This window comes from Microcoleus sp. B6-A1 (assembly GCF_036705085.1).
In the GTDB taxonomy this organism is placed as follows: domain Bacteria; phylum Cyanobacteriota; class Cyanobacteriia; order Cyanobacteriales; family Microcoleaceae; genus Microcoleus.
In genome coordinates this window covers 1-13331 of the sequence record NZ_JAUBTU010000087.1, presented here as the reverse complement: position 1 = coordinate 13331, position 13331 = coordinate 1, and the positions used below count along the sequence as shown (strand labels likewise).

Genomic DNA, 13331 nt, shown 5'->3' with positions numbered 1-13331 from the left:
TTTTAATTGTCAAGCCCCTTGCTCACCACTTACCAGCAAACGCGCTTGTTTAACAACCCACCATTCAAATTTTAATCGCCCAACCACGGCGGTACATCCCATACAAAATTAACCACCAAAATAATACCGCAGTCACGGCAAATGCCAGAGAACCATTCAGCGGCCCCGCCCACGGCACAAACCAGTTTTCATAAATCCAACTGTAAGTTGTTGGAGCATTTTCACCAGTACCGATATGAGTTTTTAACAGAAGTCTGGCGACAATACCGGAAGCCACAAACAGGAAAATTGCATTCAATCCCATGATTTCAAACAGCCTCCCCCATTTCCAGCCTCGCACTTCAATTGTTTCGTAGCAAGCTGCTAGCAATAGCAAGGCCCAACCAGCCGTAAAAACTACATAGGAACTCGTCCAAAGTTGTTTGTTGATCGGAAATAAAAATCCCCACAAGTGGCCGATTACCACGCCAGAGAGGCCGCAGATTGCTAAGTTGATACTGGTGCGGGGTTTGATTGGCTGCACACGCAGCCATTCTCCGGTAAAGTAGCCGATTAGGACTGTAACGCTTGCTGGTAAGGTACTCAACAATCCTTCTGGGTCGAAGGGGCCGCCTTTGTACAGGTGTTGGCTACCGAGAATTAGCCGATCGACATATCCTCCTAAATTTCCTTCTGGGGTGAGTTCGCCGGCAGTGTACCCCCCTACAGCAAATACGGTTAGTGCGCCCCAATAGCCCAAAAGCACGGCCACAGCGAGCAGTTTTTGATGGCGGGGATAGAGGTTGAGAATGGCGATCGCACTGATGAAATAAGCTAAGCCGATGCGCTGCAATACTCCCATGATGCGGATTTTACCGAAGTTTTCCACTGGGGCGCTGTTGAGAAGTACGTCAAGGGCGATCGAAGATGTATTTAGCAGCAATCCTAATAGAAATAGAATCGCGGCCCGGCGCGCAATTCGCCAGTAAATATTTGAAGAAGGGAGAAGGAAGGAGGAAAAAGGAAGAGGGTTTTTGGCGGATTCGGATTTTTCCTGTGTTTGTGTAATTATTGAGGTTTCTATTCCAATTTTTGGATGATTTTGAAGATATTTAGACAGCGAGAAAGACATCGCGCAGCCAACGATGAACAGGAAAAAAGGAAATACTAAGTCTGTCGGCGTACAGCCGTGCCATTCTGCGTGCTCTAGCGGCGGATACACCTGTTCCCAACTACCGGGGTTGTTGACTAGAATCATCGAGGCGATCGCAATTCCGCGAAAAACATCAAGGGATTTGAAGCGCATGGGGAAGAAGGGAGGAGGAAGAAGAAAGAGGGAAGAAATAAAAACTACTAATTACAATTACCAAGTACCCATTAGCCCTTAACTAAATTTCAATACCTTCGAGAGTCATAATGACTGCATTCTTCATCAACATATCGCACCTTTCTGCATAAAAAGCTGCTGCCTTATCATACTTGTTGACTTGCAAAACGCGCAGAAACATTTGCCTTGCTTGCGCGAATTGCTGCTGGTAGTGAAAAAAAATTCCCTGTTCAAAATAAGTTTGAGTTTGTGCTTTTAGTTCGATCATTGTCGCCGAGTCGCCATCGTAAATTTCAAATACCGCAACAGGTGTTTGTTTTCCTTTTACTTGAACGCGATCGAGAAACCGGCACTTGTAATGTTGAGGATCGTCTATCCGGCAAAGGGTTTGGACGCTCGCTACAATAGCCACCCCATAAAGCTTTGTCAATCCTTCCACACGGGAAGCTAAATTAACCGCATCAGAAATCACCGTACTTTCCATTCGTTCCGCTTCGCCAATCGTACCTAACATTAAAGTCCCCGTATGCAAACCAATCCCTATCGAAATAGGTTGATAGCCACTGTTTTGCCTGTGTCTATTATAAATTTTTACTTGATGCTGCATCTCAATTGCTGCTTGCACAGCATCTTCAGCCCTGTTAGGAAACAAAGCCATAATCCCGTCACCAATGTATTTATCTATAAAACCGTTGTACTGGCGGATAACTGGGCCAACTCGGCTTAAGTAAGAGTTAAGAAATTCAAAGTTTTCTCGGGGAGACATACTTTCTGACAGACTTGTAAATGAGCGAATGTCGGCAAACATAATCGTCATTTCTGCTTGTACAGAGTCTCCTAGTCTGGCATCAACGATGCTTTCTCTTTTGAGAAATTTCAAGAATTCACGGGGAACAAAACGGGCAGATGCAGCGGCTATTTTTTCGAGTTCGCTTTTGCTGGATTCGATTTGATTTAGCGATCTAAATGCTCTCAATGCGGTGACGACTGTGGTAAATAACTTTTTGTTAGTAAGTTCTGTTTTAGTTTTGTAATCATTGATATCGTAGCTGACAATTACTACATCTTCTGGCACTTGTCCGGGCTGTCCAGTTCGTAAAATAATTCGCACAATTTGATTGTTTAAAATATCGCGGATGTATTTAACTACTTCCAAGCCTGCTTCTTCTGTTTCCATAACTACATCCAGTAAAATTAATGCTATGTCGTAGTTATTTTGGATGATTTCTTTAGCTTCTTTTCCTGAATAAGCGCTGATAAATGTTATACTTTTACCTTCAAATTTAAAATCGTTTAACGCGAGTTTAGTAATATTATGAATTTCTATTTCATCATCTACAATTAAGATTTTCCAACTTTCTTCGAGCGGTTTTTGTTCCGCCTCGTCTTCCTCGGCAAATATTAATTCATCGTCCCCCGCCGCGATTAATTCCTCATCGCCCGCAGCCAACAGGTTTTTACTAGCTTCTGACATATATCGTTCTCCTATATAAAACTTATATCCATGTTGGGGTCTAATAACTAACTGCTCATTTTAGCGGGAAATTCAATCATAAATCTTGTCCCTTTATTTACTTGACTTGTGCAGCTAATTGTGCCTTTTAGTTTTTGAGTAACAAGGTTATAAATAATGTGCAGTCCCAATCCCGTGCCTCCCTGACCTCTTTTGGTGGTAAAAAACGGTTCAAAAATTTTACTGAGATTTTCTGGGTCAATTCCTTTGCCGTTATCGGCATATTCAAATATTAGCCGATCGCCCTCTAGTTTGAAATCAAAAGCCAGAACTCCTTCGTCTTCTCCATCGTAGGCGTGAATTAGGGAATTCAACACCAGATTTGTCACAATTTGACACACTACGCCGGGGTAACTGTCCACAACAATATTTTCATCACACTTAATCTCTATTTTGTGCTTAGTTCTTTTTAGTTTGGCTGTTAAGGATGTCAAAATTTCCTCTAGATAGTTTTTAACATTAAACGTGCGTTTTAACTCGCTCGACTGATCCACAGCTACTTCTTTAAAACTGTGAATCAAGTCGGCCGCCCGCGTGAGGTTAGATAAGATCATATTACTGCTTTGCATCGCGGTATCCAGAAACTTTTCTAACTCGGAACGTTTTATTTGCCCGTTACTGTAAACCTCAAAAAACTTTGTGGCTTTTTCAGCAAGCAGGGAGGCGGCGGTGATGCCGATGCCGATGGGAGTATTGATTTCGTGGGCAACACCTGCAACCAACCCTCCGAGGGCAGCCATTTTTTCCGATTCTACCAGTTTATTTTGAGCCGATTTTAAGTCTGCTAAAGTTTGGGAGAGTTCGGAGGTACGCTGCTGTACTAAATTTTCCAGATTCTGATTGAATTGGTGCAAGTTGGCGTAAAGTTGGGCATTTTTGATGGAGATAGAAATTTGAGAAGACAGCAGTTTTAATATTTCTAACCTGTCTTGGGTAAAAGCGCCTGTAGTCAGATTGTTTTCTAAATATAGAATCCCAGTGAGTTGGCCTTGATTAATTAACGGAGTGCAAAGAATTGATTTAGGTTGAACCGCCATTATATAGGGTGTGCGAGTAAATTGTCCTTCGCGGCTGGCATCGTTTAAAACGATACTTTCCTGGGTGCGGGCGACGTAATTCACAACTGCAACTGCCAGCAAAGTGACTTCTCGCTCGTCTGCTACAAAATCTATCGGAATTGATTGCATGACAGCAACGCGATCGACATCTACAGATCCTGATGCTTCAATCACCCATTGACCCTCTTTTTCGAGTATTAAAAACCCTCGTTGCCCCCCGGCATTTTCAATAACAATTTTCATCATTTTGGCCAGCAGTTTGTCTAGAACTATTTCGCCGGCTAAGGTTTGCGATGCTTTAACTGCGGTAGTCAAGTCTAGCACGCCTGCAGCGTCGTTCGTAGTGGAAGCGCTGCTGGTAGATTTGTGAGTTTCAATATTAGTTGAAATCGAGGCGGAAGTTAGCAAGTGCGAGTATTTCGATTCTAAATGCGCTGCTTTGGCTGTTGCTCCCCAGCGCTGATAGCAATAATGCGCTTCTGTCAAGTAAGTTTTAGAATTTTTTTCTCTTCCTATGGATAGATAAAATGCTCCTGCCAATTCTGCTGCTAGTGCTTGTACTTGTATGTATCCGTTTTCTTCGGCTCCGTCAATTGCGCGATCGTAATATTCCATTGCTCTCACAACATTGCCCAAAACACGCGCTTTTTCTGCCGTAAGTAAGTCGCATTTGTGCTGAAGATTCATGGGCGCATAAAGTGCTTTCTGTTGCAGTTTTTTCCGGTTACTGACAGCGTAAAAAATATGCTCTTCTTGTTCCCCCTCTGTTCCAGAGGGATAGGCGGCTAGGCGGGCTAGAGAATCGTAAAACTGGTATTCAGAAACATTAATAAAGCCTGCTACTCCGTCTAAATATACTTCGGCTTGCGCTGAATTTTCTAGCGCTGTAGCGGTATCTCCAAATAAATAGGCTAGTATTAATTTTTGCAAATAAAAGTGCTGTAGTCCCACCCGATCGTTAGCTTTCAACAGCAGCGACAACAATTGTTCTTCGCTGTATGCTTCACCTAATACCAGGTGTGGACTTTCCAATTTTCCCATCAATTGCAAAATACTTTGCCGATATATTTGATTCCAAGTCAATACAGTTTCTTGCTTGAGTTGAAACAGCAAATGGTTGTAACTTACCATTTTCCGTTCCAGTTGGGGCAATTCTTGACCGATGAAATACAAAGACTGACAAATATTTACGGCTGAATATCCGACAGATTCTAAATCCCCATTTTCTAGCGCGCTTTGATAGGCCTCCTCTAATAGCGGCAAAGAGTCTTTAACGTGATGCTTGCCGTTCATCAAAATGAATGCTACTAAATTAAGCGTTTTGCTTTTGAATTCTAACGCATTTAATCTATCGCTCAAATTTAAAGCTAATTGACCAAAGCGATCGCCCGATTCAATATCTCTAACTATTCCTTTTAAAATTGCTCCGTAATTAGCATAACCGAAGGCGGAAAAAGTAGAGTTTCCGTAATTAATAGATAAATTAACTTGCTCGCACACAATCAGGGGCAGCAGCACAGGTTCAACTATAAATGTAGCTGAAAACATACTGGAAAGCACGCGCATAGTTGCTAATTTGTGCGGATTTGTCATAATCGGCAAGTTAATTAAATCTTCTATTTTTATTTCTGTTAAATAAGCGGCAGTTTTAGCCAGTGCTTGCTGAATGTGGAGGGGAATCGGCGATTCTGGAAAGTTAACTCCTAACATTTTTAGTGCTTCCCGACCAATTTTTACCGATTCTTGGAGTTGGGTTTGCATCGCACAAGCTATGATTCTAATTTCAAACACTTTGATTTTGTCTAGTTCATTTTTTGCGTGTTGCAGGACAATTATCGCCCATTTTTCCATTGGTTCAAAGTCGGTATTTAGGTAAGCAGCTTCTGCTGCTGACTCGTAGAGTGCAAGAGTCAAGTCGTAGTCAGTTTGCCAACTTTCGGAGGGAAGCAGTTGAATACCTGTGGTTAAATATTTGAGGGCAAGTTCGTAAGCTGCACTTGCTTTTGCTTTGCGGCCTGCAATTAAATTTAATTGGCATAATTGAAATTGTTCTAATTGGCTGCTGATGATTTCTTTAGCTGAATTTAGTTGGTTGACGGTATCAAAAATATGTTCTTCTAATTGCTCTGGCGGTGCATTCTTTAGGAAAAAATTGCCTATCTTGAGATGAATCTCTTGTTTGTGATAATCGGATATTAAAGCATAAGCTGCTTGCTGCACTCGCTCATGCAAAAATTTGTAAGTGGCGCTAGGAATATCAGTCACGGGTAAGGAAAATTTATCGGTAAAGTCTCTAGATATTGTGTCTGTTACTTCTGTGCTTGCTGCTAGTGCGATCGGAATTTTGTAGGCGTTATTCACGAGCAAAATCAGACCGGACTGAAGTGCCTCACCGAGGTCTATTGCTGCGGAAGCGAGAGGTTTTTCGGCGATTGTCGAGATAGTTTCTAAATCAAATTTGTTCCCGATACAAGCGGCTAATTTAAGCAGTTCCTGGGTCTTCTTTGAAAGTTTCTGAATGTTATCTATCATTAATTCTACAACATTGTCAGTTATTCCCATTTCTTGTATTTGTTCGATATCCCACTGCCACTCGCCTGTGACATGGCATTTTTTCACAATTTGCTCTGAGAGTGGTTGCGCTAAGCCCGACAGGTTAGGTTCAGCTAGATCGACCACATTATTCGAGGGTGAAAGTTTAAATTCTATCAAACTTTTTGAGGAAAGAAATTTTATTAATTGATTTAAAAAGAATGGATTTCCAGCGGTTTTTCGCCAAAGCAATTCTGCTAAACTTAGGGATTTTTCGGGGGCGCAGTTCAAAGTATCGGCAACGAATTGGTTGACGCTGCTTATATCTAAAGGCGAAAGGGCGATCGCCCTCACAGTCCCGCCTGCTTTTTTAATTGCTTCGGCGGTCAGCATTAGGGGATGATTTGCATCTACTTCCTGATCTCTATAAGCTCCAATTATTAATAAATATTGAGTTCTCAGGTCAGTTGCTAGTAGTTCTATTAACTTGAGAGATGCTGAATCGACCCACTGCAAGTCGTCTAGGAAAATTACTAGGGGATGTTCTTTTTGAGCAAAGACGCGGATGAAGTTTTGAAATACTAAATTAAAGCGATTTTGAGATTCATTTGCTCCTAAATCTGGCACGGGGGGCTGCGGCCCGACAATCAGTTCTACTTCGGGAATAGCTTCAATAATTACTTGGCAGTTGCCGCCGAGTGCTTTTAAAATTTTTTGTTTCCAAACATGAATTTCTGCGGCATTTTCTGTGAATATTTGCCGCAACAAATCTTGAAAAGCTTGGAGCAAAAAAGCGTAGGGAATATCGCGCTTAAATTGCTCAAATTTGCTGTCAATAAAATACCCGTTTTCCCGCCGACTCGGCTTGTAAACTTCATATACTAACGACGATTTGCCCACACCTGCGGCACCAGAAATGAGCACAATTTCTGTATTGCCTCGCCTCATCCGCTGGAAGATACTGAGAAGCATATTAACTTCTACTTCTCGCCCGTAAAATTTTTGGGAAATTTGCAGGTGACTTGACTGATCTTGCTCGCCGAGGGTTATGTGGGAAATTTCGCCTGTAGTTTGCAGTTGAACGAGACAATTTTCCAAGTCGTACAAAAGTCCGAAAGCACTTTGATACCTGTCTTCGGCTGTTTTTGCTAAGAGTTTTATGACGATATCGGAAACGACTTGAGGAATCTCCTTTGTTCCTACTTGATTGATTCTGCCTTCGATGCTTCTGCTTTGTACTTTTTGCTTTCTGTTTTCACAAGGAGAAACTGGCGTTTTGGCAATATGGCAGTGTACTAATTCCATAGGATCGATCGCCTTAAAAGGCAATTCGCCACAAAGCATCTCATAAAAGGTGACGCCTAAAGAATAAAAATCGGTGCGGTAGTCGATCGCCCGATTCATGCGCCCCGTTTGTTCAGGAGACATATAGGCGAGAGTGCCTTCGAGTAAATGGGGATGGCTGGGGGCGGGGTTTTCGCCCGGTAGCAGGGAGGCGATCGCAAAATCAGCAATCTTGACATCTCCAGTCTCGATATTGACAATAATATTGCTGGGTTTAATATCCTTATGGATAATGTGGTGTTCGTGGAGTTGCCCAATAGTTTCTGCTAGTTTGATGCCAATATGCAGAAATTGTTGTAACTCTAGCTGGTTGTTGCTGAGAAAGTCTTTTAGGGAAATACCACCAAAATCTTCTAAAACTAAAACCGGAAAGTGATTGTATGTTTCTATTTTATAAAGCTTGACTATTCCGGGGAAAATCAAATTTTTAAGAATTTCAGATTCGTGCAGCAGTTGGGATATTTGCGCTGGGGTAGGGTATGAGGGTGTGAGAGTTTTGAGGATAACGGGTTTTTGTTCCTCAAGCTGCATCCCTCGATAAATAACTGTGTGAGGGTTTGTATAAAGTTCTCCGTCAATGCGGTATCCCGGAATAGAAATCATGATAGTTGGGGGTAATTTCAAAGAGGCGGTTATACAATTTTAGATTTTAGATTTTAGATTTTAGATTGGGAATGATTGATGATATAAGGGTTTGGAGCGCGGGCTGAGAGTTGCATTCTTTTTGACCACAAGTATTATTAAGTAAGTGAAAATACACATTGCCGGTCGAGTGCGGTTTTTACGGCAGTAAACTGGCTACTATTATAGAGCTTAGCTAAATCCATCCCTAAAGAGTCCTCCTAGATACTTTTTTGGTCGCTTATTTAGTTATCTATATTTTAGTCTTCAAAAAATCCGAAATTGCACTTTGCTATCCCACCAGTGCCAAAATAAACGGGTGCGTGCAAATCAACAGCTAAAATCTAAAAAAATCATGCAGAATATAACTGCCTCAAATCCAGCTAATGCGACCGATCGCGCTTTTGGCACCGCAGACATTCAATTGCTGGTAGTGGATATAGACGGCACGATCGCAGGTTTGTCAAATACCATCCGAGAACCAGTCAAGCAGGCAATTTTGGCGGCCTCGTCGCGGGGAGTGAAAGTAGCCGTCGCTACGGGCAGGATGTACCGATCAGCTTTGCGTTTTCACCGCGACATCGGCTCAACATTGCCACTGATTTGCTACCAGGGCGCATGGATTCAAGATCACGCTACTCAAAAACGGCTGCGGCACTTGCCGCTGTCGAAACAAACTGCTCTGCAACTGTTAGATTATTTTGAAGAACCGCATTTGCGACCGCTGCTTTCGATCCATTTCTACATTGACGACAAACTTTACGTGCCGGAAATTACCGCAGCTACCCGAATTTATGCAGAACGATCGGGCATTGAACCAATGGTGATTAAAGATTTGCGGCGAGATCTTCCGGGGGAACCGACGAAAGTTTTGGCTTTGTGCGAGAATCCGGGCGTACTCGACGGCTTGCTCAGCAGTATGCGGCAGCGCTACACGCCTGCGGAGCTTTATTTGACTCGATCCGTTGCTACTTTTTTTGAAGCTACGCATCCTTTGGCGAATAAGGGAGATGCCGTGCAGTATTTAGCGGAGGAACTTTTGGGTTTGCAGGCGGCGAATGTGATGGCGATCGGCGACAATTTTAATGATGTGGAAATGATTACCTACGCGGGCGTGGGCGTGGCAATGGGCAATGCTCCTGATGGCGTGAAGGTTTTTGCTAATTGGGTAGCGCCGGATGTGGAGGAAGACGGGGTGGCTGCTGCGATCGAACAATTTGTTTTGGGCGATCGTTGATATTTGTAGCACAAATAACGCAGGGGCGGGTTTGCCAACATCTAGAAAAAATCTAGATAAACCCGCCCCGACCCAGCGACAATTGATTATTATATAACTCTCTAGTTTTGAGTTCTATCCAATCCAGTTTTGATGATAAAAAAAATCCACAATTTCGGATTTTTTGAGATTAAGTCCCGTCAATTACTTTGTTTGCAACATCCGAATATTTATTTAACGAACCGCGAAGACGCTAACAACGCATTCGGCGAAGCCGTTCCCGTTCCCCGCAGGGGTTCCCGAAGGGTAGGGTAGGAAGAAATGAAGAAAGCGGGGCGGGCTTACAGATCTTCTGGATGTGAATTATAGATAATTTCAAACTCTTAAAAATGGGTTCCCACAGAAAAAGCACCGACGACTGGCCGTGTTTCGTCTCGGTGCTTCTTCTGGTTCGCTCCTCACACGTCCATCAATATAGCTGACTCAGTAAATTGTGTCAATACTTTTTCCAAAAATTGTTTTTTGAGTCGGCTGCTGCGGGGGTGCTGGTGCGGTGGAGCGAGGCTGAACCTTTGTAATGCAGGGGTTTTTGTCGATCGCCCTCTCCCTTGCCTTCACCAGAAAAATTTTACCTATAACAGCAAGAAAGCTCACACTGTACCTGTACCCAGCAGGTCAGTGTTGAGATGAATTGCGCGTGAGTTGACGACAGTCCTCTGACAATGCGATAGCTTTCGTTCGAGGACAGGTCGGAAACGAGCCAAATATTTGTTGTGAGTTGACATATTTTTAATTTCTGTTACCATCAATATGTAAACACGGTAAGGTCGATGCCATGTACAGAGCAGTGAAAATCAGAATTTATCCTACCGACGAGCAGGAATCCTACTTGGCTCAATGTTTTGGCAATACTCGATGGTTGTGGAATTATATGCTCAATGCCACTACTACCGCGTATAAAGAAACTAGGAAAGGTCTTTCTAAAGCTGCGATGGACAAGTTGCTTCCTGGTTTGAAAAAGGAATATGAATGGTTAGGACTGGCTTATAGTCAGGTCTTACAACGAGTAACATTCAATCTTTCAAGCGCGTTTGTAAACTTTTTTGAGGGACGCGCTAAATTTCCTAGATTCAAATCTAAACATGGTAAGCAATCGATTCAATATCCCCAAAATGTGAAACTAATACCACAGGATTCTGTAATCAAGTTTCCTGGGAACTTGGGGTTAATGAAAACCGTGTTTCACCAAGACCTTCCTGATGCTAAATTCACGACTGTAACAATATCGAGAAACGCAGATGGTAGGTACTATGCTTCTATTCTTTTTAACCAAGAAGATACCCCCGCCGTCGCACTTAGAGAAGCTATCGGTGTTGATTTGGGGTTGAAAAACTTTGCTATAACTTCAGAGGGTTCAAAATACGACCTACCTAAGAAGCAATTGGCTAAGTTAGAAAGGAATAGAAAACGCAAACAAAAGAAATTAGCTAGAAAGACGGATAAAACCTCTAACAAGCGTCGCAAGGCTAAACTTTTAGTTGCCAAAGTCTCTAGCAAAGTAGCTAGAGTAAGAGAAGACTTTTTACACAAGCTATCTCGCAAAATAGCCTACGAAAACCAAGTTATTTGTGTAGAGGATTTGGCAGTTAAGAATCTGGTTAAAAATCCCAACTTGGCAAAAGCAATATCAGACCAAGGATGGGGAATTTTTCTAACTATGCTCAAGTACAAAGCCGAAAGATTTGGTCACACCTACCAAGAAATAGGGCGGTTTTTCCCATCTTCTCAACTTTGTAGCGAGACTCTACTACCCATCCCAATACTGCAAAAAGGATATGATTCATTGGGTGTAAGACTTGTAGATTGTCCTCACTGTCAAAAGCGGCATGATAGAGACATCAACGCTGCAATAAATATTAAAAACGAAGGCTTGCGAGTTTTGGCGTTAGGAACTAGCGCTTCTGCCCTTGGAGGGGAGGTAAGACCAAAGCCATCAGGACGTAAAAAATCCATGAAGGCTGAGGCAATCCCCGTTGAATTGGGAAGCCCACACCCTATCTGTACTCAGATGGGTGTTGGGTAGTTCACTTCACTTCCAGCAGCCAGTCCAAAATCAGAGCGTTGACTTCACTCGGCCGCTCGTCGTGGGGACAGTGGCCTGTGTTGGGAATGGAAACAAATTTCACTGGTTTATCGTTGGCGGCCAATTGTTGATAAATTTGGCTGCCGGCGATGGGCGTCCAAGGGTCGTCTGCGCCCCAAAGTACCAATAACGGACGATCGACTTTGGGCAGCAGTTCTGACGGTTGAGGGCCTGCTGGGGCCGTGAGAATCGAGGCAAACACCTGTTGAGCTCCTGGTTCGCAGGAGGGGGCGTGGAGGAGTTCTACGAGTTCGTCGGTGATGGCTTCGCGGTTCCCGTAGACTTGGCGCAGGGTGTTGCGGATGCGGTGTTTTTGGCGGATGTTGTTGAAGACAAAGGGGCCGATCAGGGGCGATCGAACTAATTTAGTAAAAGTCCCCATCACTACTCGCAGCGGGAAATTCAGTTCATCTGGCCGGTGGTTGAGCCCGCCAGCACAGTTGATTAAGACACCGCCTGCTGATATTTCGGGATGGTTGGCGACTACCATCAAACTCAGCAAAGCGCCGATCGAATTCCCGACAAATACAGCCGGTTCCTGTACCAGATCCGCCCAGAAATCAGTCAGCAATTCTTCCCACAATTCCAGAGTGTAATCGAGGGCTGGTTTGGCGGAAGCACCGAATCCCAGCAAGTCCAGAGCAAATACGCGATAGCCGCCGGCCGCTAGTGGGGGGATATTTTGCCGCCAATGTCCGATCGAAGCCCCAAATCCGTGAATCAAGATCAGAGGGCGGCCGGTTCCTTGGACGGTATATTGGATTTTGTGACCTTTCCAAGTCCAAATTAGCTTTTCAAAACTGGTTGCAGATACTAGCTGTTGTGCAGTCACGGCTCTTAATGTAAATTTTCGTTAACTTCTTTCATCATAGCAGCACAATCCCTCTACAGGCGGCGCCGGAGCAACGCCACACACGAACATTCAACTCTTGAGAAGGATGGAAGATATCACATTAAATCAGGAATGAAAAATTAATAACTTGATTAATGAGTGAGTTGAGGTACGGCTCGATAATTCCATTTGGATAAATATTCATCAAAAACAATTTTCAGATTTTTTTGGAAATCCTCAGTCACCTTTCTACCAATTTTATAGATTTTATCTACCACATTTACAACTACAGACAGACCCTGGTTAGTGTGAGTTTTTTCCTGATAGTTTTGACTAAATCTACACTTGTAAAAATCACTCCTTGACAAGCTCTGGTAATATGAGGGAAGAGCAGGGGGAACGCATCTTATTGAACACTGTTCATCAGTGGTGAGTATATTTTGAGATAAATTCACCATTCAAAGAAGCTACAGACACGCTTTGTAATGACTTTAGTAAGAAAACAGTAACTGATTAATGGTGGCTTTTACGCTTCTGCTAATTTTGAGACAATAAAAATATTACAACTACTGTTTACAAGTTGTATAATAGTTAGTAAGGTATGCCATTCGGCAATTCTAAAATTTTCTTTAACCATTCGTATTGAACTGCGCCCGTAACTTTCAATATCCACCCATGTATCAGCACCACAAATCACGGCACAAATTGAGAGGGTGATAATATCAATTAATTGATGATGTTTCGTCCGCTCAATTCTTGGATCTTC

At 43.0% G+C, this 13331-nt stretch carries 7 protein-coding genes and 1 pseudogene; 2 read left to right on the top strand and 6 right to left on the bottom strand.

Annotated elements, in window-relative coordinates; genetic code table 11:
• Positions 1-64 precede the first annotated feature (64 nt).
• From QUB11_RS24985 to QUB11_RS24975, 3 genes are all read right to left on the bottom strand, one after another.
• Complete coding sequence (locus tag QUB11_RS24985) at positions 65-1285, bottom strand: heparan-alpha-glucosaminide N-acetyltransferase domain-containing protein (RefSeq protein WP_333206506.1); 1221 nt, start codon at positions 1283-1285, stop codon at positions 65-67.
• Between the two features lie 82 nt (positions 1286-1367).
• Positions 1368-2780 carry an adenylate/guanylate cyclase domain-containing protein gene (locus QUB11_RS24980; protein ID WP_333206507.1) on the bottom strand — a complete coding sequence of 471 codons (1413 nt, stop codon included), beginning with the start codon at positions 2778-2780 and terminating at the stop codon, positions 1368-1370.
• Between the two features lie 47 nt (positions 2781-2827).
• The gene (locus QUB11_RS24975) at positions 2828-8356 is read right to left on the bottom strand and encodes an ATP-binding sensor histidine kinase (RefSeq protein ID WP_333206508.1); all 5529 of its coding nucleotides are present in this window, start codon (positions 8354-8356) and stop codon (positions 2828-2830) included.
• Between the two features lie 373 nt (positions 8357-8729).
• Between QUB11_RS24975 and QUB11_RS24970 the strand changes: the two genes are divergently transcribed.
• Entirely contained in the window at positions 8730-9611 is an 882-nt protein-coding gene (locus QUB11_RS24970) for a Cof-type HAD-IIB family hydrolase (RefSeq protein WP_333206509.1), read from the top strand.
• A gap of 814 nt (positions 9612-10425) precedes the next feature.
• Positions 10426-11673: a transposase gene (locus QUB11_RS24965; RefSeq protein WP_333206510.1), complete on the top strand. Its 1248-nt coding sequence runs from the start codon at positions 10426-10428 to the stop codon at positions 11671-11673.
• Position 11674: 1 nt separating this feature from the next.
• On the opposite strand, the gene QUB11_RS24960 is transcribed toward QUB11_RS24965, so the two are convergent.
• The 3 genes and pseudogenes from QUB11_RS24960 to QUB11_RS24950 form a co-directional block, all read right to left on the bottom strand.
• Complete coding sequence (locus tag QUB11_RS24960) at positions 11675-12565, bottom strand: alpha/beta fold hydrolase (RefSeq protein ID WP_333206512.1); 891 nt, start codon at positions 12563-12565, stop codon at positions 11675-11677.
• Positions 12566-12717: 152 nt separating this feature from the next.
• On the bottom strand, positions 12718-13023 hold the full coding sequence (locus QUB11_RS24955; protein ID WP_333206514.1) for an ISAzo13-like element transposase-related protein: 306 nt from the start codon (positions 13021-13023) through the stop codon (positions 12718-12720).
• 139 nt (positions 13024-13162) lie between these two features.
• Positions 13163-13331 (bottom strand): annotated as a pseudogene (locus tag QUB11_RS24950) (transposase family protein); the annotation flags it as partial.

Coding starts and splice junctions, on each gene's coding strand:
- QUB11_RS24985 (WP_333206506.1), bottom strand. CDS start 1,285: ATGCGCTTCAAATCCCTTGATGTTTTTCGCGGAATTGCGATCGCCTCG.
- QUB11_RS24980 (WP_333206507.1), bottom strand. CDS start 2,780: ATGTCAGAAGCTAGTAAAAACCTGTTGGCTGCGGGCGATGAGGAATTA.
- QUB11_RS24975 (WP_333206508.1), bottom strand. CDS start 8,356: ATGATTTCTATTCCGGGATACCGCATTGACGGAGAACTTTATACAAAC.
- QUB11_RS24970 (WP_333206509.1), top strand. CDS start 8,730: ATGCAGAATATAACTGCCTCAAATCCAGCTAATGCGACCGATCGCGCT.
- QUB11_RS24965 (WP_333206510.1), top strand. CDS start 10,426: ATGTACAGAGCAGTGAAAATCAGAATTTATCCTACCGACGAGCAGGAA.
- QUB11_RS24955 (WP_333206514.1), bottom strand. CDS start 13,023: ATGGTGAATTTATCTCAAAATATACTCACCACTGATGAACAGTGTTCA.